Source organism: Pseudomonas putida (genome assembly GCF_016406145.1).
GTDB lineage: Bacteria > Pseudomonadota > Gammaproteobacteria > Pseudomonadales > Pseudomonadaceae > Aquipseudomonas > Aquipseudomonas putida_E.
The window spans coordinates 1654556-1678603 of the sequence record NZ_CP066306.1; the positions used below are offsets into that span (position 1 = coordinate 1654556).

Consider the following 24048-nt stretch of genomic DNA (forward strand, 5'->3'; position numbering starts at 1 on the left):
GGGGCGTGGATCAAGTCATTCGCAAGCCAGTGATTGCAGGCGATAACCTTGCTGTTGAGGAACCGATTGCGGGTTCAGCGTGAACCGGCAGCGGTTTTCGGATGCTTCGCCCCAGCGTACTTCGAGCCGCTGCGGGCCATCGGTTACCGACACCATTACGCGGCCAGCAGTACCGACCATACCCAGCACGTTGCCGTCTGCGTCATGCAGCTGGCTGCCAAAGGGCAATGGCTGCTGATCCTTGGTGGCAAGGGTGAGTACCATGCGGTTGGCGCGGCGGGCCTCGAACCGGCTCTTGATGACTGCGCCGCGGCGAGGTACGGCATCGGCGGTGCCGTTGATGATTTCTACGTCCGGGTCCAGTTGGTCGGTGTCCAGCACCAGCTGGTTGAGCCGGTACGGGCGCAAGTAGGGAACCAGGGCGTAGCCTTTCGCGTTGGTGCGAATGGCGCCGTGGTTCTTTAACCCCACGTTAGCGGTGTCGGGGACATGTACCAGGCCAATGGTTTCACCCAGGTAAGGCCCCAGTTCCATACCGTCGGCGTGCAGCAACGCTGCGCCGCTCATGTTCAGCGATAGGCTGCGGTAGTCGTCCGCTGCCGAGAGGCCGGCGCCGAAGGTTGCCTGTGGTGCCTGGTAGGCCATGGACAGGCCAGCGCTTTGTTGCTGCTGCTCGTTGGATGCGAGCGTGGCGTTGTAGCTCAGGCGGTCGACCTGGCTGTGCAAGCTTGCTCGCTGCGCGGTGCCGTGGGCTGCGTGCTGCAGGTCCAGGCTCAAGCTGCTGCTGCGGCCGAATTCCAGCGGGACCGAGACGGTCAGGCCGAACTGGCGGTCACTGCCCGCAGCGTTTTGCGTCAGCGATTGCGACCCATACAGGCTGTAGCTGACGCCGTTGTGCGAGGTGCTGAAATTAAGTTGAAACTGGCGTTGGCTATCGCGGCGTTGCCAGTAATCCTGTTGGGACAGGGTAAGGCTGAGCGTGCTGCGTTCGCCAACACGCTGGTTGATCGAGCCTTCCACCCGACTTCGCCGGCTGCCAAGGAACAAGCGGTCGTTACTGCGCTGGCTGATCCATTCGTCGAAATCCCGGTAGCCTTGGGTCGAGTAACGGTACCCGGCAAAGCGCAAATGGGTACCGCTGTTGAAGGCTTTGCTGTACCTGGCGCTGTAGCTCATGCCCTGCAGGGTGCGTTGCTCCACTGGGGTAATATCGCTGCGTGCATGGGTGATATCGAAGGAAAGCGCCCCGATTGCTCCCAGGTCCCGGGCGATCCCCGTGGCTACGGCGGTGTAGCCCTGGCTGGCCATAAGGCCGCCATAAAGGGTGGCATTCCAGGGCATGCCCTTGGCCACTGTCCCTTGCCAAAGCAGTGGGGTTTCACTGCTGTTGGCCGGGTTGTAGCGGCCCAGCGTGGTGCTGTAGCGCCATACCCCGGGGCGTAGCAGGTTGGTGATGCTGGCATAGGGCTGGATGAAGCGTCGTACCTGGCCATCGGCTTCGGTGAGTACCACCTCCAGTTCGCCAGTGGCGCCCACGTTCAGGTCGTCGATCGCGTAGGGGCCAGGGCTGACGTAGGTTGAGTAGATCGGGTAGCCGTTCTGCCACACTTCCAGTTTTGCACGTGTCTGTGCCACGCCGCGCAAGGTAGGGGCATAACTGCGCATCGCATCGGGCAACATGTCGAAATCAGAGGCCAGGCGTAGGCCGGTAACCGGCACGCTGCGGAATACATCGCTGCTGGTGAATGTTTCGCCCAGGGTGATGTTGCCCCAGGTGCCCGGCAAATCGTGCTGGGCATAGGTGTACGCACGGCTCCAGGTTTGCCGGCCCTCGCCATCACGGCGCCAGGACTGGTTGCTGCGCAACCGCCAGCCGGCCAGGTTGATACCGCTGTTCAGGTACAGGTCCTGGGTGTTCTGGCTGCCGCGCCCGCGGCTGTCGCTTTGTTGCAAGGAGGCCTGGTAGCTGACGAAGGCGGCCGATATGCCATTCTCCCAACGCGCCGGGTCCACTTGGCCTGCCATGTCGCGGCGCAGGGCAATTTGCGGAATGGAAATGGCCAGCCGCAGTTGGCTTGCATCGAAGTCGACAAGTGCCCCTGGTACCAAGCGTGGCAGGTCCAGGCAGGCGTGGTCGAGTGCAGTGGGGTCGGCGATGGCATCCAGGCGCAGGCCCAGTTCGGCCATCAGGCTGGGGGCCAGGCAAGGCACCAATTGCCGGCCGTCCGGGCTCAGCTCGAACTGCAACTTGCGTACACCTGCCGGGCCAAGGTTGACCAGCAGTTGCACAGGATAGCGCCCGGGTGGCAGTTCCTTCTGGTCGGACAGCGCATGCAGGGCGCGGGTAACGTTCGCTCTTGGCTGCCCGGGGGACAGGTACAGAAAGCTGGCCTCGAACTCTGGGCCCAGCGCAGGGGCAGGGGTTGCCAGCGCCGTGCCAGTCGACAGGCAGATGGCCAGCGGGCAAACGAGGCGCAGGCGAAAACGCCTGCACCCAGGGGGTTGCAGGATCATTGAGGTTCCTTTGGCGGTGGCCTTGAAGTCAGGTCAGGGGGTGTCGTGCACAGCCAGGGTCAGCGGCTTGCTGGTGCCGCCATAGTCATTGATCACGGTCAGGATGGCCTGTAGGCCGGCACCTTCGAAGCCGTTTGGCAGTGCAACCTCGAGCTGGGACATCGGCGCCACCATGTCGATGCCCGGTAGGTTTTTTTGCTGCTTGCCGTTCGCCAGGTCCAGGCGATTGAAGGTGTAGTGGTAGGGCGTCGGGTTACGCAGGGTCAGGTACGGGCGGCCGTTGCGCACGCCCTTGGTGAGGTGCAACTCCTTCAGCCGCTTTTCCGGGTTGCCTTGAACCTGTGCCGGTCGGTAAAGCAGCTTGATACGGGTACGCAGGGCAATGTTGAGCTGGTTTTGAGCATCGCTGGTTGCCTGGGGAATTTCCTGCAGGTTGAAAAAGAACAGCGATTCGCGGTCTTGTGGCAGATCGTTTGGCAGGCCGCTGATCTGTACCGACTGGTCCTTGCCGGCAGCAAGCCTGAACAGGGCCGGTGACGTCATGAACGGCACTGGCGTGCTGGTGTCGTCTGCCTGGGTATTGACCCAGGTCTGGGCGGCGAAGGGGCGTTGGCTGGGGTTGGCGATCACGACCGAGGCACTGCGCTGGGTGCTTTCGTAGATGATGCGCGTACTGCTGATGGTAAGGGCGGCGTGAGCGCTGTTCAGCAGGCAAACCAGAAGCAGCAGGCAACCGCCCAGCAACGTCGAGGTGCGGGTGACGGGGAGCATGAAAAATGACCAGTGAAAGAGGCAGAGGGATCCAGGTACGCGAAGGCACCTGGACGGGGCATCAAGGCAGCGTGACGCTGAAGTTCACGTCTGCGTTGGCAGAACCTGCGGTCACCGTGCCTGCTGCGCCGGTTCTTACATAGGAACCATAAAACTTCAGATCCGTTACTCCAGTGGAGGCCACGGAATACTCTTTGGACTCGGTACGCGGAGGGATAGATTCGTGATCTTCATCCTTGAGTTCCACTGCGAGGCCGCGTTTGTCATCGCGGATGGCATAGAACTCCTTGTTTGCGCCTGCATCGCCGTTGAGCGAGTCAAAGGTGACTTTGGCTTTGTAGCCTGGAGGGATGTCGCAGGAGGGATCATCTGCATCAACCCGCAGCGCGAATGGGATTTCGGGGGTGGCAGCGTTTGTTTCGAAGTACTTCACCGGGTGGTTTTCGAGGTCAACCGCACTGATCGACCCACCGCCTGGTGTGACAATTTCGATCGGGCAGGTAGTACCGCCGTTGATGTTGCCTTTGAAGAGGATCTGGCCTCGTTCAACTGCAAAAGCGGTGTTGCTTGCCAGGCCAAGGGCAAGCACCATCAAAGTCTTTTTCATTTATTCAATCCATACGTTTAAATGTTGGCTAGCTGCGTGCAAGGCACGAGTGCTCCAAATTGCCAAGGCATCACTTGGAACGCCGCATAGCGTATGGACGGGAGGGCGGGGAGTATGTAGGTCGAGGTGCTTCAGGAGGGTGGAAATTTCGACGGGCACCCGGCCAGCTGAAGGCCAGGTGCCTGTTCGCGTCAGTGACGCAGCGTCGAGCCGGCCGGGTTCAGCAACTGCTTTTCGGCGTGCCAGTCAAAAGGCTCATCATTCTGCTCGGCCTCGTAGCGGCGTTCTTCCAGTTGCTGGTAGAGGGCCAGTTCTTCGTCAGGCATGTAGTGCAGGCAGTCACCGCCAAAGAACCACAGCAGGTCGCGGGGTACCAGGTGGGCGACCTGCGGGTAGCGCTGGATGACCTGGCAGATCAGGTCCTGGCCCAGGTACTGGCTTTCCAGCGGGTTTTGCGGCAACAGGGCCAGCAGTTCGTCGAAGCGTTCGAGAAACAGGGCGTGGCTTTCCTCCGGTACCTGCTCGGCTTCACCCAGGGCCACCAGGATGGTGCGCAGGTGGTGCAGCAGTTGCAGGTGGTATTCCAGGTGGGGGTTGGCCATGGGGTGGTCCTCGGGGTGGTTGAAACGGGGGCGGAGTATACGCCGGTTGGGGAAGGGGCCGCAAAACGGCCCCGGTTTCATCGCACCTTGCCCTGTTCCGGCAGCAGTTGCGCCTTGTCGAACGCATCCACATCAATCACGGCCCGGCGTGCCTGTTCCGCCGCATGCAACCGTTGCCCCTCGCCAGCTTGCAGTGACCCGCTTTCGACGGCCGCATCGATGGCCGACTGCCCAGGTGCTGGCTGTACCTTGCCCTCCTTGATCGCCTGATGCAGCACTTTTTGCAGTGGCGCAGCCTCGTGCAGAAGATCACAGGCCCGTTGCAGTGCCGCCACCGGGTCGCCCTCGGCTTGTGGCCTGAAGCACCCGGCAAGCAATTCCTCCAACGCCGGATCGCCTTTGCTGCGGCCGATCAGCGCCGCCACTTCGGCATCCAGCTCATCGCTCGGCCCGGTATGGCGGCGGCCGAAGGGGAATACCAGTACGCGCAGTGCGCAACCGACAAACCGGTTGGGGAAGTTGTCGAGCAACCGATCCAGCGCCTTTTCTGCCTGGCCCAGGCTTTCTTCCATGGCCCAGCGCAGTAGAGGCTGCATGTGCTCGGGTGACCCCAGGTCGTGGTAGCGCTTGAGTGCGGCGCTTGACAGGTACAGGTAGCTGAGCACATCGCCCAGGCGCGCACTCAGGCGCTCGCGGCGCTTAAGCGCGCCACCCAGCAGCATCATCGACAGGTCGGCCAGCAGGGCGAAGGCTGCCGCCTGGCGATTGAGGGCGCGGAAGTAACCTTGGCTCAAGGCATCACCGGGTACTGGCTCGAAGCGCCCAAAGCCCAGGTTGAAGACCAGCGTGCTGGCGGCGTTGCCGGCCGCGAACATGATGTGTTTCATCAGCAGGTCGTCGAATTCCTTCAGCGCCTGGTCACGGTCCTCACGCCCGGCCAGGGCCATTTCCTTGAGCACGAACGGGTGGCAGCGGATGGCGCCCTGGCCGAAGATCATCAGGTTGCGCGAAAGGATGTTGGCGCCTTCGACCGTGATGAAAATCGGCGCCCCTTGCCAGTTGCGACCCAGATAATTGTTGGGCCCCATGATGATGCCCTTGCCGCCGTGCACATCCATGGCGTGCTGGATGCACTCGCGACCCCGCTCGGTCAGGTGGTACTTGAGAATTGCCGACAGTACCGAAGGCTTTTCGCCAAGGTCCACGGCCTTTGCGGTCAGCAGGCGGGCACTATCCATCAGCCAGGCGTTGCCGCCGATGCGTGCAAGCGATTCCTGGATGCCCTCGAAGGCCGCCAGCGGCACGTTGAACTGCTCGCGGATATTCGCGTACTGGCCGGTCACCAGGCTTGTGTACTTGGCCGCACCGGTGCCTACCGCAGGCAGGGAAATCGAACGGCCCACCGACAGGCAGTTCATCAGCATCATCCAGCCTTTGCCAAGCATGGCCTGCCCGCCGATGAGGAAGTCTAGCGGCACGAACACGTCCTTGCCGCTGTTGGGGCCGTTCATGAAGGCGGCGCCCAGCGGCAGGTGGCGTTTGCCGATTTCGACACCGGGGGTGTCGGTGGGGATCAGCGCCAGGCTGATGCCCAGTGCTTCCTCTTCGCCCAGCAGGTGATCAGGGTCGTAGGCCTTGAAGGCCAGGCCGAGCAGGGTGGCGACCGGGCCCAGAGTGATGTAGCGCTTTTCCCAGTTCAGGCGCAGGCCCAGTACTTCTTCGCCATTCCACTGGCCTTTGCAGATGATGCCGGTGTCGGGCATGGCGCCGGCATCGGAGCCGGCCAGCGGGCCGGTCAGGGCGAAGCAGGGAATCTCGTCGCCGCGGGCCAGACGTGGCAGGTAGTGGTTGCGCTGTTCATCGGTACCGTAGTGCAGCAGCAGTTCGGCTGGGCCGAGGGAGTTGGGCACCATTACTGTGGAGGCCAGGTCGCCGCTGCGTGTGGCCAGTTTCATCGCCACCTGCGAGTGCGCGTAGGCAGAGAAGCCTTTGCCCCCGTATTCCTTGGGGATGATCAGCGCGAAGAAGCCATGCTGCTTGATGTGATCCCAGGCTTCGGGCGGCAGGTCCAGGTCTTGGCCGATCTGCCAGTCGCTGACCATGGCACACAGGTCTTCAGTGGGGCCGTCGATGAATGCCTGTTCTTCTTCGCTCAATTTCGGTGCCGGGTAGGCCAGCAAGGTGCGCCAGTCGGGACGGCCGCTGAACAGTTCGCCATCCCACCATACGGTGCCTGCATCGATCGCTTCGCGCTCGGTTTGCGACATGGGCGGCAGGGTGCGCTGGAACCAGCTGAACACCGGCCCGGTGAAGACCTTCCGGCGCCACTCCGGGAGCGCAACCAGGGCGATCTTCAAGGCCAGTACGATCCAGATCACAGCCAGCAGCCAGCCGGGCGCACTGCTGAAAATGCCCATCAGCAGCACATAGGCCGCCATGATGCCGAGAATCTGCAAGGGCGCCAGGCGCCGGTGCGTGAGGTACGCCGCGCCAATCACCAGCACTACCAACCACAACAGCAACATAATCGGTCCTCCTTGGAACCAGGGGGCTTGAGCCGTCCCAGACAGCTTAGACGCAACGCTGTAAACGGCAGGGTCAGAACAGTGACAGGGTGTGGCGGTGGGAGTTTCAGTGCATTGTTTTCCTGTACCGGCCTCTTCGCGGGTTTATCCGCGAAGAGGCCGGTACAGGCGGCGAATGTCTGGAGTAGACTGCACCCCCACCGCATTTCATAAGGACGTTGCCATGCTGAAGATCTGGGGCCGCAAGAATTCGAGCAATGTGCGCAAGGCACTGTGGATCGCCCACGAGTTGGGCCTGGATTTCGAATCCATCGACGCCGGCGGCGCGTTCGGCGTGGTCAACGAGCCGCAATACCGCGCCCGTAACCCCAACGGCCTGGTGCCCATGCTCGAAGACGCCGACCTGACCCTGTGGGAGTCCAATACCATCGTGCGCTACCTGTGTGCCGAATATGGCGCCGGGCAGGGCTGGTACCTGGACAACCCGCGCCAGCGCGCTTTGGCGGACAAGTGGATGGACTGGACCACGTCGTCCTTTGCAGGGGCGTTCCGGCCGCTGTTCTGGGGCCTGCTGCGCACGCCCGAAGACCAGCGCGACTGGGTAGCAATCAACGCCGCACACAAGCAGTGCGCGCAGCTGCTGTCGATCGCCGATGAAACCCTGGCGCACCAACCGTACCTTTCCGGTGACCAGATCGGCATGGGCGACATCCCACTGGGGAGTTTCGTGTACGCCTGGTTCGAAATGCCCATCGAGCGCCCGGCCATGCCTCACCTGCAAGCCTGGTACGAGCGGCTGAAGCAACGCCCTGCTTACCAGGCGGCGGTTATGACGGCACTGACCTGAACCTGCTTCGATAGTCACTATCAATACACTTGACTGTACTTGTGCTGCCAGGCCTTGCACCATGGCTGCACTCACTGCGCCAGTGATTTGCCCTGGCGTGTCCTGACCTTTTCACTCGGTACGTGACCCGCTATGAGTTCTGCTCTGTCCATCCGACAGCTGACCAAAACCTACGGCAACGGCTTCCAGGCCCTCAAAGGCATAGATCTGGACGTCGCCGAAGGTGACTTCTTCGCCCTGCTGGGCCCCAATGGCGCCGGCAAATCCACCACCATCGGCATCCTCTCGACCCTGGTCAACAAGACCAGCGGCACGGTGAATGTGTTCGGCCATGACCTGGACCGCGAGCCTGCCGCGCTCAAGCGCTGCCTGGGCGTGGTGCCCCAGGAGTTCAACTTCAACCAGTTCGAGAAAACCTTCGACATCGTCGTGACCCAAGCCGGCTATTACGGCATCCCGCCGAAACTGGCCAAGGAGCGCGCCGAGCAATACCTGACCCAGTTGGGGCTGTGGGACAAGCGGGACGTGCAGTCGCGTTCGCTTTCCGGTGGCATGAAGCGCCGCTTGATGATCGCCCGGGCGCTGATCCACGAACCGCGCCTGCTGATCCTCGATGAGCCTACCGCAGGGGTGGACATCGAGCTGCGCCGTTCGATGTGGAGCTTTCTCACCGAGCTCAACCAGAAGGGCATCACCATCATCCTGACCACGCATTACCTGGAGGAGGCCGAGCAGTTGTGCCGCAACATCGGCATCATCGACCACGGCACGATTGTCGAGAACACCAGCATGCGCAAGCTGCTGGGCAAGCTGCATGTCGAGACCTTCGTCCTCGACCTCAGGCAGGACCTGGCCCAGGCGCCCACGCTGCAGGGCTACCCATGCCGCCTGCTGACACCCCACACCCTTGAGGTGCAGGTGGACAAGGACATCGGCATTACCGCGCTGTTCGGCCAGTTGGCCCTGCAGAACATCGAAGTGCAGAGCCTGCGCAACAAGACCAACCGTCTCGAGGAGCTGTTCGTGTCCCTGGTTGAAAAGAACCTGTCGAAGGTGGCCGTATGAGTGTGGAACTGCGCACCAACTGGGTCGCCCTGAACACCATCGTCTACCGCGAAGTGCGGCGCTTCCTGCGTATCTGGCCGCAGACCTTGCTGCCGCCGGCCATCACCATGGTCCTGTACTTCGTCATCTTCGGTAACCTGATCGGCCGGCAGATCGGCGACATGGGCGGCTTCACCTACATGGAGTACATCGTCCCCGGGCTGATCATGATGTCGGTGATCACCAACTCTTACGGCAACGTGGTGTCGAGCTTTTTCGGCAGCAAGTTCCAACGCTCGATCGAAGAGTTGATGGTATCGCCGGTATCGCCGCACATCATTCTGGTCGGCTACGTGCTGGGCGGGGTGCTGCGAGGCCTGGCGGTGGGAGTGATCGTGACCATCCTGTCGCTGTTCTTCACTCACCTGCAGGTCCATCACCTGGGCGTGACGGTGGTCGTGGTGCTGCTGACGGCGACCATTTTTTCGCTGCTGGGCTTCGTCAACGCCGTGTTCGCTCGCAACTTTGACGATATCTCGATCATCCCGACGTTCGTGCTGACGCCGCTGACCTATCTGGGCGGGGTGTTCTATTCGATCAACCTGCTGCCGCCGTTCTGGCAGACCGTGTCGCTGGCCAACCCGGTGCTGCACATGGTCAACTCGTTCCGCTACGGCATCCTAGGGGTGTCGGATATCAGCATTGGAACGGCGATCACTTTCATGCTGGTCGCCACCGCAGTGCTCTACGCGCTGTGCGTCCGCCTGCTGGTCAGTGGCCGCGGCATGCGCGCCTGAGGCCCTGTGCTTGCGCCGGCGCCATTGCCGGCCAATCCACCAGCGCCAGTACAAAAGGGTGGTGAACCAGGCGACGATGCCCAGCACCACACCGCACACTACCGAGCCCAGCAGGAACGGCTGCCATAGCGTTGCCAGCTGGTCGGTGATCCATTCGAAGGTGAGGTCTTCGGGCAAGCTGCGCGGCGGCGTGCCTAGCAACCAGGCGCCGGTCATGTAGGTGACGAAGAACACGGGCGGCATGGTCAGCGGGTTGGTCAGCCATACCAGGCTGACGGCGATCGGCAGGTTGCCACGCACCGGGATCGCCAGCGCTGCCGCCAGCAGCATCTGCATGGGGACGGGAATCAACGCCGCGAACAGGCCCACGCCCATGGCCCGCGCCACCGAGTGGCGGTTCAGGTGCCAAAGATTCGGGTCGTGCAGCAACTTGCCGAAAAAGCGTAAGGACTTGTGTTCCCGAATGCTGGTCGGGTCCGGCATGTAGCGTTTGAAAAGGCGGCGCGGCATGTAGGCTCCCCGAGCGGTCATCAGGGAAGTATGCCTTGATTCCATCTCAGCCTCGTTCAGAGTTTGTGACAATTGTTGAGCGAGCCTCCGCGTCATTTCGTCTATGCCTGAGGGGGTAATTACGTTTCCGGAGCTCTAACTCATGCGCACAGGGATGTTTGCGCTGGCGCTCGGGCTGTTGTGCCTGGGTGTCCTTCCTGAATTGCCATCGGTCGGGTGGCTGTGGCTGCTGCTCTGCGGGGGGCTGTTTTGCCTGTGCACACGCCTGTGGCCGCTGGGCTGCTGCGTGCTGGGTATGTGCTGGGCTTGCTGGTCGGCGCAGCAGGCACTGGATGATCGCCTGGCCCCAAGCCTGGATGGCCGCACGCTGTGGCTGGAGGGCAGGGTGGTCGGCTTGCCGACCAACACGCTGAGTGGTGTGCGCTTTGAGCTGGAACAGCCTCGCTCGCGCCGCGCTGCGTTGCCCAAGCGCCTGCAATTGCATTGGTTCGATGGCCCGCCGGTGCGTGCTGGCGAGCGCTGGCGCCTGGCTGCTACCTTGCAGCGCCCGGCCGGGCTGCTCAACCCTCATGGTCCGGACCGGGAGGCACAGTTGTTGGCCAAGCGCATCGGCGCCACTGGCACGGTCAAGGCCGGCCATGTGCTGGATACCGGGCAGCCGGGGTGGCGTGACGCACTGCGCCAGCGCTTGTTGAGCGTCGCCGCGCATGGCCGGGAAGCGGCCCTTGTCGCATTGGTGCTCGGCGATGGCGCCGGCCTGGCCCGTGAGGACTGGCAAGCGCTGCAGGCCACGGGCACGGTACACCTGTTGGTGATCTCGGGGCAGCACATCGGCCTGGTCGCCGGCCTGCTTTACGCCTTGGTCGCGGGCCTGGCGCGCTGGGGCCTGTGGCCTCAGGCTCTACCTTGGTTGCCGTGTGCGTGTGGCCTGGCACTGGGTGCGGCGCTGGCCTATGGCTGGCTGGCCGGTGCGGGGGTGCCGGTGCAGCGCGCCTGCCTGATGCTGGCGGTGGTTCTGCTCTGGCGCCTGCGCTTTCGCCATCTTGGGGCGCTGTTTCCTTTGCTGCTGGCACTTATCGGGGTGCTGGTCGCCGAGCCCCTGGCGCCGCTGCTGCCAGGGTTCTGGCTGTCGTTTGCGGCGGTGGCGACCCTGGTCTACTGCTTCAGTTCACGTCTGGGCCGATGGCGGCCCTGGCAAGGGTGGACCCGCGCCCAGTGGGTGATCGCCATCGGCCTGCTGCCGGTACTGATTGCGACCGGTCTGCCGGTCAGTCTGAGTGCGCCACTGGCCAACTTGCTGGCAGTGCCGTGGATCAGCCTCGCGGTATTGCCCTTGGCGCTGCTTGGAACGTTGCTGCTGCCGTTGGCAGGGGTAGGTGAAGGTCTGTTGTGGTTGGCGGGCGGGCTGCTGGATGTCTTGTTCCGGTTGCTGGCTTGGGTAGCGCATTGGCGCCCGGCATGGCTACCGCCTGCTTTGCCGGTCTGGGCCTGGCTGATGGTCTGCCTGGGCGCGTTGCTGGTGCTGCTGCCGTCCGGTGTACCTCTACGCAGCCTGGGCGGGGCCATGCTGCTGGCATTGTGGGTGCCCAGGGAGGCTGTGCCGCAGGGGCAGGTGGAGGTCTGGCAGTTGGATGTCGGGCAGGGCTTGGCGGTATTGCTGCGCACGCAAAATCACAGTCTGCTTTACGACGCCGGCCCGGCGCGGGGTGATAGTGATCTGGGTGAGCGGGTGGTGTTGCCGACCCTGCACAAGTTGGGCGTAAAGCGCTTGGACATCATGCTTATCAGTCATGCCCATGCCGACCATGCGGGTGGCGCGCCGGCCGTCTACCGTGGGTTGCCGGTGGTCCGTGTGCTGGGCGGCGAAGTGTTGGAGGACCTTGCACTGCAGCCTTGTGCCAGTGATGAGCAGTGGGAATGGGATGGCGTGCGCTTTTCGCTGTGGCATTGGGCCCAGGGGCAGAGCAGCAACGATCGCTCTTGCGTGCTGCTGGTCGAGGCACAGGGGGAGCGGCTGCTATTGGCAGGCGATATGGAGGCGGGGGCCGAGCGCGCATGGTTGGCGGCCCACGCGACGCCTCGTATCGATTGGCTGCAGTCACCGCACCATGGCAGCCGTAGTTCCTCGACCGAGGCATTCATCCGCGCCACGGCGCCGCGCGGCGTGCTGATTTCGCGGGGGCGTAACAACGGTTTTGGGCATCCGCATGTGCAGGTGATCGAGCGGTATCGGCGGCATGGGGTGGCCATTCACGATACGGCGGTAGAGGGGGCGTTGCGGTTGGTGCTGGGCAACCATGGCGAGGTGGAGGGGGTGCGGGGGCAGAAACGCTTTTGGCGGGGCAGTGTGCCGTGATGGTTGATGAGCGTGCCACGTGTATACCTGCTCAATTCCCTGACCTCCGGCAGATGAGCCCCTCGCGCGCCTATGTTAGAGTGGCGGCCTTTTTCCGAGGGGGCGTTTACTGTGTGGGAATTGGTCAAGTCCGGTGGTTGGATGATGCTGCCAATCATTCTGAGCTCCATCGCTGCCATGGCTATCGTCGCCGAGCGCCTGTGGACCCTGCGCGCCAGCCGCGTTACCCCGCCGCACCTGCTGGGCCAGGTGTGGATGTGGATCAAGGACAAGCAGCTCACCAGTGACAAGCTCAAGGCTCTGCGCGCCGATTCGCCCCTGGGTGAGATTCTGGCTGCGGGCCTGGCCAACTCGCGCCATGGCCGTGAAATCATGAAAGAGTGCATCGAGGAGTCTGCCTCGCGGGTCATCCATGAACTGGAACGCTATATCAGCACCCTCGGTACCATCGCTGCGATGGCCCCGCTGCTCGGGCTGCTGGGTACTGTGCTGGGCATGATCGATATCTTCAGCGCCTTCATGGGGTCGCAGATGACCGCCAATGCCGCAGTGCTGGCCAGTGGTATCTCCAAGGCTCTTGTCACTACGGCGGCCGGCCTGATGGTCGGCATCCCGGCGGTGTTCTTCCACCGCTTCCTGCTGCGGCGCATCGACGAACTGGTGGTGGGCATGGAGCAAGAGGCGATCAAGCTGGTGGAGGTCATCCAAGGCGACCGCGAAGTCGAAGTGGCCGGAGGCAAGGCGTGAAGTTCCGGCGCAATCGCCAGCGGGAGAACGTCGACATCAACCTGGCGTCGTTGATCGACGTGGTGTTTGTCCTGCTGCTGTTCTTCGTGGTCACCACCACCTTTACCCGTGAGACCCAGCTGCGTGTGGAGCTGCCCGAGGCCGTCAGTGCCGAACAGCCTGTCGCAGACCCGGAAAAGCTGGTGGAAGTCACTATCAGTGCAGATGGCGTGTATTCGGTGAACAATCACCTGTTGCCCAAGAGCGACCTGGCCACCCTGACCGAGGCGATCCAGCGCGAATCGGGCGGTGACAACACGCTGCCGCTGGCCATCAGTGCTGATGGCAAGACCCCGCACCAGGCCGTGATCACTGCGATGGATGCCGCCGGCAAGCTCGGTTTCAGCCAACTGCGCATGACCACCGTCGAGGCCGCCCAGGGGACACCTTGATGGCGCTCGCCGACCGTCTGCTAGCCGCCTGGTACGCCGGGCATCCGGCCCTTGCCCTGCTGCGCCCGCTCGAGGCGCTTTACCGGCGCGTGGTGACGCGTAAGCGCGCGCGTTTTCTCAGTGGCGAAAGCGCCAGCTACCGCGCCCCGGTACCGGTCATCGTGGTGGGCAACATCACCATTGGTGGCACCGGCAAGACGCCTATGATCCTCTGGTTGATCGAGCATTGCCGGCGCCAGGGGCTGAAGGTGGGGGTGGTCAGCCGCGGCTACGGTGCAGAACCGCCTCGGTTGCCCTGGCGTGTCGAAGCCATCCAGAGTGCCGAGCAGGCCGGCGATGAACCTTTGCTGATCGTTCAGCGTACGGGCGTGCCGCTGATGATCGACCCCGACCGCTCCCGCGCCGTGCAGGCATTGCTGGCCAGCGAGCCGTTGGACCTGATCCTGTGTGACGACGGTATGCAACACTACCGCCTGGCACGCGACCTGGAACTGGTGCTGATCGACGCTGCGCGTGGCCTGGGCAATGGCCGCTGCTTGCCGGCCGGGCCCCTGCGCGAGCCTGCCGAGCGCCTGCAAGAGGTTGATGCAGTGCTGTTCAACGGCGCCAGTGCCGACCGCCCGGAGGGTTTCGCCTTTCATCTGCAACCCAGTGCGCTGGTCAACCTGCGCACTGGCGAGCGCCGTGCGCTCGACTTCTTCCCTGCGGGCCAGCGCCTGCATGCGGTGGCCGGTATCGGCAACCCGCAACGTTTCTTCAATACCCTGCTGGGGCTAAACTGGCAGCCGGTGCCGCATCCGTTCGCCGACCACGCCCAGTTCAGCGCTCAAAGCCTGGCTTTCAGCCCGTCGCTGCCGTTGGTGATGACCGAGAAGGATGCGGTGAAGTGCCGGGCCTTCGCTGCCGATGACTGGTGGTACCTGGCCGTGGAGGCCCTGCCTACGCCGGCCTTCTGCGGCTGGTTCGACAGCCAGCTGCAACGCTTGCTGCCTGGGCATCGAACGCCCTGAGCCCGTTTTTCAATTTCCGGCCACCTGGCCTCAAGGAAGCTTCCATGGACACCAAACTGCTCGATATCCTGGCCTGCCCGATCACCAAGGGCCCGCTCAAGCTCAGCGCTGACAAGACCGAGCTGATCAGCAAGGGCGCCGGCCTGGCCTACCCGATTCGCGATGGCATCCCGGTGATGCTGGAAAGCGAGGCGCGTACCCTGACCGACGACGAGCGTCTGGACAAATGAGCCTTGACTTCACCGTGGTCATTCCCGCCCGTCTGCGCTCGACGCGTCTGCCGGGTAAGCCGTTGCTGCTGATCGCCGGCAAACCGATGGTTCAGCATGTGTGGGAGCAGGCGCGCAAGAGCGGTGCCGGCCGTGTGGTCATCGCCACCGATGACGCCAGTATCGTCGAGGCCTGTCAGGCCTTTGGTGCTGAAGTACTGATGACCCGCGCCGACCATGAGTCGGGTACCGACCGCCTGGCTGAAGTGGCCGCGCAGCTTGGCCTGCCTGCCGACGCCATCGTGGTCAACGTCCAGGGTGATGAGCCGCTTATTCCGCCGGTGATCATCGATCAGGTCGCAGCCAACCTGGCGGCGCATCCGGAGGCAGGTATTGCGACCCTGGCCGAGCCGATCCATGACCCCGAAACCGTGTTCAACCCCAATGCGGTCAAGGTGGTCAGCGACAAGAACGGGCTGGCCTTGAGCTTCAGCCGTGCGCCGCTGCCGTGGGCGCGTGATGCCTTCGCCAAGGACCGCAATCAACTACCGCAGGGCGTGCCCTACCGCCGCCATATCGGCATGTACGCCTACCGCGTTGGTTTCCTTCAGGATTTCGTCAGCTGGGGCCCGTGCTGGCTCGAGCAGACCGAGGCGCTTGAACAGCTGCGTGCGCTGTGGCATGGCGTGCGTATCCACGTGGCGGATGCCATCGAGGCGCCAGCAGTGGGTGTCGATACTGCACAAGACCTCGAGCGCGTTCGGCGCTTGCTGGAGGCCTGATGCGCGTCCTGTTCGTTTGCCTGGGCAATATCTGCCGGTCGCCCACTGCCGAAGGCGTGCTGCGCCATCAGTTGCAGGCCGCTGGTTTGGCTGGGCAGGTTCACGTGGCGTCAGCCGGTACCGGTGACTGGCACGTGGGCAAGGGGCCTGACAACCGTACCTGCAAGGCCGCGCTGGCGCGGGGGTACGACCTGTCGCAACAGCGTGCCCAGCAGGTCAAGGCTGAGCACTTTGCCGAGTACGACCTGATTCTGGCCATGGATAAAAGCAACCTGGGCCACCTGCGCGCCATGCGTCCGCACAATGCGATTGGCGAGCTGGACTTGTTCCTGCGCCGCTATGAGGCGGCTGTGGATGAAGTGCCGGACCCTTACTATGGCGGCGCAGAGGGCTTCGAGCAGGTGCTGGACCTGATCGAGGCGGCTTGCCGTGAGCTGGTTGTCGAAATCAAGGGGCGGTTATGACGGCGCACTGGCAGGAGCAGGTTTCGCTCAAGCCTTACAACACCTTCGGTATCGATGTGAAAGCCCGGCACTTCGTTCAGGTACATACCGATGACGAGGTGCGCGAGGCCTTGGCACAGGCGCGCCAGCGTGGGCTTGCGGTGATGGTTATCGGTGGTGGCAGCAACGTGCTGCTGACCCGTGATGTCGACGCGCTGGTACTGCACATGGCCAGCCGTGGCCGTCACGTCCTTGACGATGAAGCGGGGCGGGTACTGGTGGAGGCCGAGGCGGGTGAGCCCTGGCATCCCTTCGTGCAATGGTCGTTGCAGCAAGGCCTTTGTGGCCTTGAGAACCTCAGCCTTATCCCGGGGACGGTAGGGGCTGCGCCGATGCAGAATGTGGGTGCCTATGGGGTGGAGATCAAGGATGTGTTTGCCGGGTTGACGGCACTGGACCGGCAGACGGGTGAGCTGCGTGACTTCGGGCTTGAGGAATGTGCCTTTGGTTACCGCGACAGCCTGTTCAAGCGTAACCCTGGGCGTTGGTTGATCCTGCGGGTGCGTTTTGCCCTGAGCCATCGTCTGCAGGCCCATCTGGATTACGGCCCGGTGCGTCAGCGTCTGGCCGAGCAGGGCGTGCAGGAGCCGACGGCGCAGGCGATCAGCGACGCTATTTGCAGCATTCGCCGCGAGAAGCTGCCCGATCCGGCGGAGTTGGGTAATGCCGGCAGCTTTTTCAAGAACCCTGTCGTTGCCGTTGAACAGGTGGCGCGGATCCGCGCCGAGTATCCAGGTGTGGTGGGTTATCCCCAGGCTGACGGGCAGGTGAAGCTGGCGGCCGGCTGGTTGATCGAGCAGGCCGGCTGGAAGGGTTATCGGGATGGCGATGCCGGCGTGCACCGCTTGCAGTCGCTGGTGCTGGTCAATTATGGCCAGGCGAGCGGGGCGCAGTTGCATGACCTGGCGCAGCGCATTCAGGCGGATATCCTGGCGCGCTTCGGGGTTGAGCTGGAGATGGAACCCAACCTGTACTGAGGCCGGTGCAGGCACGCTAAACAGCCAAGAAAAAGCCCCGCCAGTTCGCACTGGCGGGGCTTTTTCATTCAGCCGTGGCTATCAACCGTGATGAGGCTTTTGCTCATCAGCGGTCTCCACCGTTGGCGCGCCAGCAGCGGCCGCTTCCTGCGCAGCCTTGGCAGCCGCTTCGGCCTCACGCTTGCGACGACGCACTTCACGTGGGTCGTTAGGGGCGCGACCGTTAGGCAGCATGACGGTGGCGGCTTCGACCGCTGCCGGTGCTTCTACCGGGGCAGGCTCGGCGACCACTGGCGCTGCTGCAACTACGGTTGCTGCAGGCTCGGCAGCCACTTCTGGCTGGGTTTCAACGACAGCCGCAGGCAGCTCGGCAGCCGGCGCTTGTTCAGCGGCGACCTGGGCTTTCTCTACTTCACCTGCTTCGATGGCCGGCGCTTCGACAGGTGCCTCTACAGGCGCCTCGGCAACCACTACCGGCTCGACCGCAGGGGCTTGTTCGACTACCGGCTCAGGCGCAACTTCAACCACAGGCTCGGCACCGGCTTCGATCGCAGCGACCGGCTCGCTGAGCGGCTGCTCGACCACCGGTGCAATGGCGATTTCCTCGGCCTTGGCGACGGCTTCGACCTGCTCGGCCGGCTGAGCGACTTCGCTGTTGTCGGTGGTGGCGGCTTCGGCGCTGGCGCGTTCAGCCTGCTGGTTGGCTTGCGCTTCGGCGCCAGCACTTATGTTGCTGCTGGCGACAGCCGCGGTGACAGCCAGGCCGGCAGCCAGTTCGGCACCCAGCTCGGTGGCCTGGTGCTGTTGCGGTTGCTCGTCGCTGCCTTCTTCGTCGCTGCCTTCGATCAGCTCGCCATTGGCGTTGCGCTGGCGCTCACGACGGTTGCTGCGGCGACGCTGGCCGCGAGAGCGGCGGCGCGGACGCTCGTCATCGGAACCTTCCTGCTCGTCCTGTTGCAGCTCCTCGTTCGGCAGTTGCTCATCGGCGAGCTCTGCAGCCTGCTCAGCTTCACGTGGCTGGCGCTCTTCGCGTGGAGGGCGTGGCTGACGTTCTTCACGCGGTGCGCGTTCTTCACGAGGTGCACGCTCTTCACGTGGAGCGCGTTCTTCACGAGGCGCACGCTCTTCACGTGGAGCACGTTCTTCGCGAGGCGCGCGCTCTTCACGTGGAGCACGTTCTTCGCGAGGTGCGCGTTCTTCACGTGGAGCACGTTCTTCGCGAGGTGCACGCTCTTCACGTGGCTGGCGCTCTTCGCGAGCGGCCGGTGCTGCATCCAGAGGCTCGCGCAGTTCGCGGACGCGCTCTTCGCGGTTGCCGCGGCGGTCTTCGCGTGGCTGGCGAGGGGCGCGCTCTTCACGAGGTGCACGTTCTTCACGAGGTGCGCGCTCTTCACGCGGCTGGCGCTCTTCGCGCGGGGTGCGCTCGGCACGCTCTTCACGAGGTTTGCGCTCTTCGTCACGGCGGCCGTTGCGGTTGCGGCTCTGCTGGCGGCCGTTGCGACGCTCCTCGTTACGCTGAGTGCGCTCGGTGGCAGGCTTCTCGGCGGTGACCACCGGGGCGGCGGCAGGCTCTTCCTTGCCGGCGAACAGGCTGACCAGCGACTTCACCAGGCCTTTGAACAGGCTTGGCTCCGGAACGCTAGGTGCCGGGGCTGCCGGTGCGGCAGGCTGCTGTTCTTCGACAGCGCTCGGTACCGGAGCGTTGGCGCGGGCCGGTGCAGTCTTGACCGCTGCTTCCTGGCGCACCAGGGTGCGCGTGGCGGTCGGCTGCGGCGCTTCTTCGGTTTCGGTGGCGGCGATTTCGTAGCTGGACTGGTTGTTCAGCACTTCCGGGTTGTCGTCGCGCAGGCGCTGGACTTCGAAGTGCGGGGTTTCCAGGTGGTCGTTCGGCAGAATGATGATGCGGGCACGGGTGCGCAGTTCGATCTTGGTGATCGAGTTGCGCTTCTCGTTGAGCAGGAAGGCGGCCACCGGAATCGGTACCTGGGCGCGTACTTCGGCAGTACGGTCCTTCAGGGCTTCTTCTTCGATCAGGCGCAGGATGGCCAGGGACAGCGACTCGACATCACGGATGATGCCGGTGCCGGAGCAGCGCGGGCAGACGATGCCGCTGCTTTCGCCCAGCGACGGGCGCAGGCGCTGACGGGACATTTCCAGCAGGCCGAAGCGCGAGATGCGGCCGACCTGTACGCGGGCGCGGTCGGCCTCGAGGGCTTCGCGTACCCGTTCTTCGACGGCGCGCTGGTTTTTCGCCGGCGTCATGTCGATGAAGTCGATGACGATCAGGCCGCCGATGTCACGCAGGCGCAGCTGGCGGGCGATTTCCTCGGCCGCTTCCAGGTTGGTCTGCAGGGCGGTTTCCTCGATGTCGCTGCCCTTGGTGGCGCGCGCCGAGTTGATGTCGATGGAAACCAGGGCCTCGGTCGGGTCGATCACGATAGAGCCGCCCGACGGCAGGTCGACGACGCGCTGGAAGGCGGTCTCGATCTGGCTTTCGATCTGGAAGCGGTTGAACAGCGGTACGCTGTCTTCGTACAGCTTGACCTTGCTGGCGTACTGCGGCATCACCTGGCGGATGAAGGTCAGTGCTTCTTCCTGGGCATCGATGCTGTCGATCAGCACTTCGCCGATGTCCTGGCGCAGGTAGTCGCGGATGGCGCGGATGATGACGTTGCTTTCCTGGTAGATCAGGAACGGCGCAGCGCGATCCAGCGATGCTTCCTTGATGGCGGTCCACAGTTGCAGCAGGTAATCGAGGTCCCACTGCATTTCTTCGCTGCTGCGGCCAAGGCCTGCGGTGCGCACGATCAGGCCCATGTCGCCTGGCACGGTCAGGCCGTTGAGGGCTTCACGCAGTTCGTTGCGCTCTTCGCCTTCGATGCGGCGGGAGATGCCGCCAGCGCGGGGGTTGTTGGGCATCAGCACCAGGTAGCGGCCTGCCAGGCTGATGAAGGTGGTCAGGGCGGCGCCTTTGTTGCCACGCTCTTCCTTCTCGACCTGGACGATGACTTCCTGGCCTTCGCTCAGGACGTCCTTGATGTTGACGCGGCCTTCAGGGGCTTTCTTGAAGTACTCGCGGGAGATTTCCTTCAGCGGCAGGAAGCCGTGACGTTCGGAGCCGAAGTCGACGAAGGCGGCTTCGAGGCTGGGCTCGATCCGGGTGATCTTGCCTTTGTAGATGTTGGCCTTTTTCTGCTCGCGCGCACCGGACTCGATGTCCAGGTCGTACAGGCGTTGGCCGTCCACCAGGGCTACACGCAACTCTTCGGGTTGAGTTGCGTTAATCAGCATTCTTTTCATGTTGTACCGTCGGTTTCCGGGCTGCCGGAAACGGCGTTCGGCACACACGACTTCTCATGGTCGGTGCCAAGGTGCGCAAAGGGTGGCCGGGCCACCCCCGTGTCGAGCAACGTTCGGCACCAGCCGGTTTCCCAGCCTGCCGTTGTCGCGACGACGCGTCCTGTTTGCTGCGGTGCCAAGAGGCCCCTGCGGTATCTGCAGAGATATCCGAATCGATATCCGAATCAACCCAGCAGGCCTCGTGCACTCAGTCAGGAGGAGGAATCAACCGTCAGCCGTGGACGCCCATGGGGCATCTGTTCAGGACCTTATCCGCTCGCCGGCCATTCACTGGGCCGGTGGCCGGACGCGGTGCTACACGGTCCGAGGGCTGTGCATCTCCACCCTGCACGTATCCCTGATAATTCGGGTGCTGCCGCGCGCTGAATCCGCAACGGGTTGCATTTTTCGCCAGCGCAGTTTCCGCGCTGACGCCATTCATGTCCAAGGCAGGTATTTCCGAAGCATTCGCCGTGCGTTGCGTGCAAGCGTCGGGGCGGGCAGAGGTGCAGCGAAAAGAAGCGGGTAAGCAGGTGAAACACCGCACTTGTCGTTTTTTTTCGGTCTTCTCTACACAGCGCTGGTGGCGATTCCAGGCAATTCGGTAAACTGGCGAAAACCCCGTAGGACGGCCTCGCGTCCTGCAGAATTGCGTTGGTCAGGGACCGGCTAAGGGCCTGGTGCCGCTGGCCTGCCGCTTTTGGCGGCGTTCGCGACTATAGCAGTAATGATTAAGTGCTTCAATTCCATAAAAAATTGTTATGATCCCTTGATGACGACCAATACCCCTCCGACTTCCGGCGTTCAGCTGATCGAAGTCGCGCCGGAGCTTGCCGGCCAACGCATCGACAATTTCCTCATCACGGCGCTCAAGGGTGTACCCAGGACGCTGGTCTACCGCATCCTGCGCAAAGGCGAGGTCCGGGTCAACAAGGGCCGTGTCAAGCCTGAGTACAAGATCCAGGCGGGTGACATCGTCCGTGTACCGCCTGTGCGCCTCCCGGAGCGTGACGAGCCGGCCCCGGTTGCCCAGGGGCTGCTGCAGCGCCTGGAAGCCGCCATCGTCTACGAAGACAAGGCGCTGATCGTGATGAACAAGCCGGCCGGTATCGCCGTGCATGGTGGCAGTGGCCTGAGCTTTGGTGTGATCGAGGCGCTGCGCCAGTTGCGTCCGGATGCCAAGGAGCTGGAGCTTGTGCACCGCCTGGATCGCGACACTTCGGGCCTGCTGATGATTGCCAAGAAGCGCAGCATGCTGCGCCATCTGCATGCCGCGCTGCGTGGCGATGGGGTCGACAAGCGCTACATGGCGCTGGTGCGTGGCCACTGGCCTACCTCGAAGAAGCAGGTCAATGCCCCGTTGCTCAAGAGCAACCTGCGTTCGGGCGAGCGTATGGTCGAGGTGAATGACGAGGGCAAGGAAGCGCTGACCCTGTTCCGTGTGCTTCGCCGTTTCGGTGAGTTCGCCACCATTGTCGAGGCGCGCCCTATCACTGGGCGTACCCATCAGATTCGCGTACATACTCTGCATGCTGGCCATATGATCGCCGGTGACAGCAAATACGGCGACGAAGATTTCAGTCGCGAGATTCGAGACTTGGGAGGCAAGCGCCTGTTCCTGCATGCCTATGCCCTCACGGTGCCGCTGCCTGATGGTGGTGAGCTCAAGCTCGAGGCGCCTGTGGACGAAGTTTGGGCGAAAACCGTGGAGCGTCTGGGGGCGTCCTGATTCATGAAAAAGTCTTACGAGTTGCTGATCTTCGACTGGGACGGCACCTTGGCCGACTCGATCGGGCGGATCGTTGAGGCGATGAATGCCGCCGCCGAGCGCGCCGGTGAGGCGCCAAGCCCGGAGGAGGCCGTCAAGGGCATCATCGGTCTGGCGCTTGGTGAAGCCATTTCTACCCTCTATCCGCACCTCGATCCTGTGCAGGTCGAAACCTTCCGTCAGCACTATGCCGACATCTATACGGCGCTTGATCAGCAGCCTTCGCCGTTGTTCGAGGGCGTGGTCGAATCGCTGGATGCCTTCCGGGTCGAGGGTTATCGCCTCGCGGTGGCGACAGGCAAGGCGCGTCGTGGTCTGGATCGGGTGCTCAAGGCCAATGGCTGGGAGCGTTTTTTCGACATCACCCGTGCCGCTGATGAGACCCGTGGCAAGCCGCACCCGCTGATGCTCGAGGAAATTCTGGGGCATTGCGGTGTCGAACCCGGGCAGGCGCTGATGGTCGGAGATTCGGCATTCGATCTGCTGATGGCCAATAATGCCGGTATGCATTCGGCGGCCGTGGGCTATGGTGCCATGCCGCTGCAGGCTTTGGCCGAGTTCGGTCCGCAGGTGTGCATTGATCATTTTTCCCAGTTGCGCGAGTGGCTGGCAGGTTCTGCGCAAATCCAATTCCAAGGTAGGTGAGCATGGTTGATGAGTGGAAAGCACCCGGTTCCGAGGCTGAAGAAGAGCGCCTTACGCGCGAAGACCGTCAAGAGGATGAGCGTGTAGAACGCAAAAGCTGGAAGCTGCTGGAGAAGACCCTGCTGGCCGGTGTCCAGGAGCAGCGCAGGGCGCGTCGCTGGGGGATCTTCTTCAAGTTGCTGACCTTCGTCTATCTCTTCGGTGTATTGGCCCTGTTCCTGCCTTGGACGGATATGGACAAGGCCGCTTCACGCAGCGCCAGCCATACCGCATTGGTGGAGGTGCGTGGTGTGATCGCCGATCAGGAAGCTGCCAGTGCCGACAACCTCGTCAAGAGTCTGCGCGAGGCCTTCAAGGATCCAAAGACCAAGGCCGTGGTCATGCGTATCAATAGCCCGGGAGGCAGTCCGGTACAGGCAGGTTATGTCTATGACGAGATCCGCCGCCTGCGCGGTGAGTATCCGGACATCAAGCTGTACGCGGTAATCGCTGACCTGGGTGCATCGGGTGCCTATTACATTGCCAGTGCGGCGGACGAGATCTATGCCGACAAGGCCAGCCTGGTGGGTTCCATTGGTGTGACGGCGGCCGGGTATGGTTTTGTGGGGTCGATGGAGAAGCTTGGTGTCGAACGGCGCACGTATACCGCCGGTGAGCACAAGGCCTTCCTGGATCCGTTCTCGCCGGAAAAGCCTGAAGAGCGGGCGTTCTGGCAGGGCGTGCTGAATACCACCCATCAGCAGTTCATTGCCATGGTCAAGCAGGGTAGGGGTGATCGCTTGAAAGACAAGGAGCATCCTGAGTTGTTCAGCGGCCTGGTGTGGTCGGGTGAGCAGGCCAAGGCGCTTGGGCTTGTCGATGGCCTGGGCAGTGCGAGCTATGTGGCGCGTGAGATCGTGGGGGAGAAGGACCTGGTCGATTTCACGGTCGAGGAGTCACCGTTCGATCGCTTCTCCAAGCGCATCGGTGCCAGCGTGGCGGAAAAGTTGGCCATGTACATGGGCTTCCAGGGGCCTGCCTTGCGCTGAGTGCCTGTCCGGCCCCATTGCCAGCAAGCCGCTTTC

The 24048-nt window shown here is 63.1% G+C and carries 21 protein-coding genes; 14 read left to right on the forward strand and 7 right to left on the reverse strand.

Annotated features, from left to right (window positions below):
• Positions 1-15 precede the first annotated feature (15 nt).
• The 5 genes from JET17_RS07605 to JET17_RS07625 all read right to left on the reverse strand — a co-directional run bounded on the left by JET17_RS07605 (position 16) and on the right by JET17_RS07625 (position 7019).
• Entirely contained in the window at positions 16-2514 is a 2499-nt protein-coding gene (locus JET17_RS07605; RefSeq protein WP_012313410.1) for a fimbria/pilus outer membrane usher protein, read from the reverse strand.
• 33 nt (positions 2515-2547) lie between these two features.
• Positions 2548-3285, reverse strand: coding sequence for a molecular chaperone (locus tag JET17_RS07610; RefSeq protein ID WP_012313411.1), 738 nt, complete (start codon positions 3283-3285; stop codon positions 2548-2550).
• A gap of 61 nt (positions 3286-3346) precedes the next feature.
• Entirely contained in the window at positions 3347-3892 is a 546-nt protein-coding gene (locus tag JET17_RS07615) for a fimbrial protein (protein ID WP_012313412.1), read from the reverse strand.
• A gap of 191 nt (positions 3893-4083) precedes the next feature.
• Entirely contained in the window at positions 4084-4494 is a 411-nt protein-coding gene (locus tag JET17_RS07620; protein ID WP_042111257.1) for a PA2817 family protein, read from the reverse strand.
• 77 nt (positions 4495-4571) lie between these two features.
• On the reverse strand, positions 4572-7019 hold the full coding sequence (locus JET17_RS07625) for an acyl-CoA dehydrogenase (RefSeq protein WP_012313414.1): 2448 nt from the start codon (positions 7017-7019) through the stop codon (positions 4572-4574).
• A 223-nt stretch (positions 7020-7242) separates the two neighbouring features.
• Between JET17_RS07625 and JET17_RS07630 the strand changes: the two genes are divergently transcribed.
• The 3 genes from JET17_RS07630 to JET17_RS07640 all read left to right on the forward strand — a co-directional run bounded on the left by JET17_RS07630 (position 7243) and on the right by JET17_RS07640 (position 9707).
• The gene (locus JET17_RS07630) at positions 7243-7866 is read left to right on the forward strand and encodes a glutathione S-transferase (protein WP_012313415.1); all 624 of its coding nucleotides are present in this window, start codon (positions 7243-7245) and stop codon (positions 7864-7866) included.
• Positions 7867-7998: 132 nt separating this feature from the next.
• Positions 7999-8931 carry an ABC transporter ATP-binding protein gene (locus tag JET17_RS07635; RefSeq protein WP_012313416.1) on the forward strand — a complete coding sequence of 311 codons (933 nt, stop codon included), beginning with the start codon at positions 7999-8001 and terminating at the stop codon, positions 8929-8931.
• Positions 8928-9707 carry an ABC transporter permease gene (locus JET17_RS07640; RefSeq protein WP_012313417.1) on the forward strand — a complete coding sequence of 260 codons (780 nt, stop codon included), beginning with the start codon at positions 8928-8930 and terminating at the stop codon, positions 9705-9707. Before JET17_RS07635 ends, JET17_RS07640 begins: the two co-directional genes overlap by 4 nt.
• Here the strand turns inward: JET17_RS07640 and JET17_RS07645 are convergent.
• Positions 9591-10217 (reverse strand): DUF2062 domain-containing protein, encoded by a 627-nt coding sequence (locus JET17_RS07645; RefSeq protein ID WP_012313418.1) that lies wholly within the window; start codon positions 10215-10217, stop codon positions 9591-9593. The two genes, JET17_RS07640 and JET17_RS07645, sit on opposite strands and share 117 nt — an antisense overlap.
• A gap of 142 nt (positions 10218-10359) precedes the next feature.
• Between JET17_RS07645 and JET17_RS07650 the strand changes: the two genes are divergently transcribed.
• From JET17_RS07650 to murB, 8 genes are all read left to right on the forward strand, one after another.
• Complete coding sequence (locus JET17_RS07650; RefSeq protein WP_012313419.1) at positions 10360-12573, forward strand: DNA internalization-related competence protein ComEC/Rec2; 2214 nt, start codon at positions 10360-10362, stop codon at positions 12571-12573.
• A 111-nt stretch (positions 12574-12684) separates the two neighbouring features.
• The gene (locus JET17_RS07655) at positions 12685-13320 is read left to right on the forward strand and encodes a MotA/TolQ/ExbB proton channel family protein (protein ID WP_012313420.1); all 636 of its coding nucleotides are present in this window, start codon (positions 12685-12687) and stop codon (positions 13318-13320) included.
• On the forward strand, positions 13317-13751 hold the full coding sequence (locus JET17_RS07660) for an ExbD/TolR family protein (RefSeq protein ID WP_012313421.1): 435 nt from the start codon (positions 13317-13319) through the stop codon (positions 13749-13751). Before JET17_RS07655 ends, JET17_RS07660 begins: the two co-directional genes overlap by 4 nt.
• On the forward strand, positions 13751-14761 hold the full coding sequence (gene lpxK / locus JET17_RS07665; protein ID WP_012313422.1) for a tetraacyldisaccharide 4'-kinase: 1011 nt from the start codon (positions 13751-13753) through the stop codon (positions 14759-14761). Before JET17_RS07660 ends, lpxK begins: the two co-directional genes overlap by 1 nt.
• 44 nt (positions 14762-14805) lie before the next feature.
• The gene (locus tag JET17_RS07670; protein ID WP_003247142.1) at positions 14806-14991 is read left to right on the forward strand and encodes a Trm112 family protein; all 186 of its coding nucleotides are present in this window, start codon (positions 14806-14808) and stop codon (positions 14989-14991) included.
• Positions 14988-15752, forward strand: a complete 765-nt coding sequence (kdsB, locus tag JET17_RS07675; protein WP_012313423.1) for a 3-deoxy-manno-octulosonate cytidylyltransferase — start codon at positions 14988-14990, stop codon at positions 15750-15752. The genes JET17_RS07670 and kdsB overlap by 4 nt, the downstream gene beginning before the upstream one ends.
• On the forward strand, positions 15752-16216 hold the full coding sequence (locus JET17_RS07680) for a low molecular weight protein-tyrosine-phosphatase (RefSeq protein ID WP_012313424.1): 465 nt from the start codon (positions 15752-15754) through the stop codon (positions 16214-16216). Before kdsB ends, JET17_RS07680 begins: the two co-directional genes overlap by 1 nt.
• Complete coding sequence (gene murB, locus JET17_RS07685) at positions 16213-17232, forward strand: UDP-N-acetylmuramate dehydrogenase (RefSeq protein ID WP_012313425.1); 1020 nt, start codon at positions 16213-16215, stop codon at positions 17230-17232. The genes JET17_RS07680 and murB overlap by 4 nt, the downstream gene beginning before the upstream one ends.
• Positions 17233-17313: 81 nt before the next feature.
• On the opposite strand, the gene rne is transcribed toward murB, so the two are convergent.
• On the reverse strand, positions 17314-20532 hold the full coding sequence (rne, locus tag JET17_RS07690; RefSeq protein ID WP_012313426.1) for a ribonuclease E: 3219 nt from the start codon (positions 20530-20532) through the stop codon (positions 17314-17316).
• A gap of 811 nt (positions 20533-21343) precedes the next feature.
• On the opposite strand from rne, the gene rluC reads away from it, so the two are divergent.
• The 3 genes from rluC to JET17_RS07705 are packed head-to-tail and all read left to right on the forward strand — an operon-like array spanning position 21344 to position 24012.
• A complete protein-coding gene (gene rluC, locus JET17_RS07695) occupies positions 21344-22300 on the forward strand; it encodes a 23S rRNA pseudouridine(955/2504/2580) synthase RluC (RefSeq protein WP_042111265.1) in 957 nt (318 codons plus the stop codon).
• 3 nt (positions 22301-22303) lie between these two features.
• Positions 22304-22984, forward strand: coding sequence for an HAD family hydrolase (locus tag JET17_RS07700; RefSeq protein WP_012313428.1), 681 nt, complete (start codon positions 22304-22306; stop codon positions 22982-22984).
• A 2-nt stretch (positions 22985-22986) separates the two neighbouring features.
• Positions 22987-24012 carry a S49 family peptidase gene (locus JET17_RS07705; protein WP_012313429.1) on the forward strand — a complete coding sequence of 342 codons (1026 nt, stop codon included), beginning with the start codon at positions 22987-22989 and terminating at the stop codon, positions 24010-24012.
• Positions 24013-24048 lie beyond the last annotated feature (36 nt).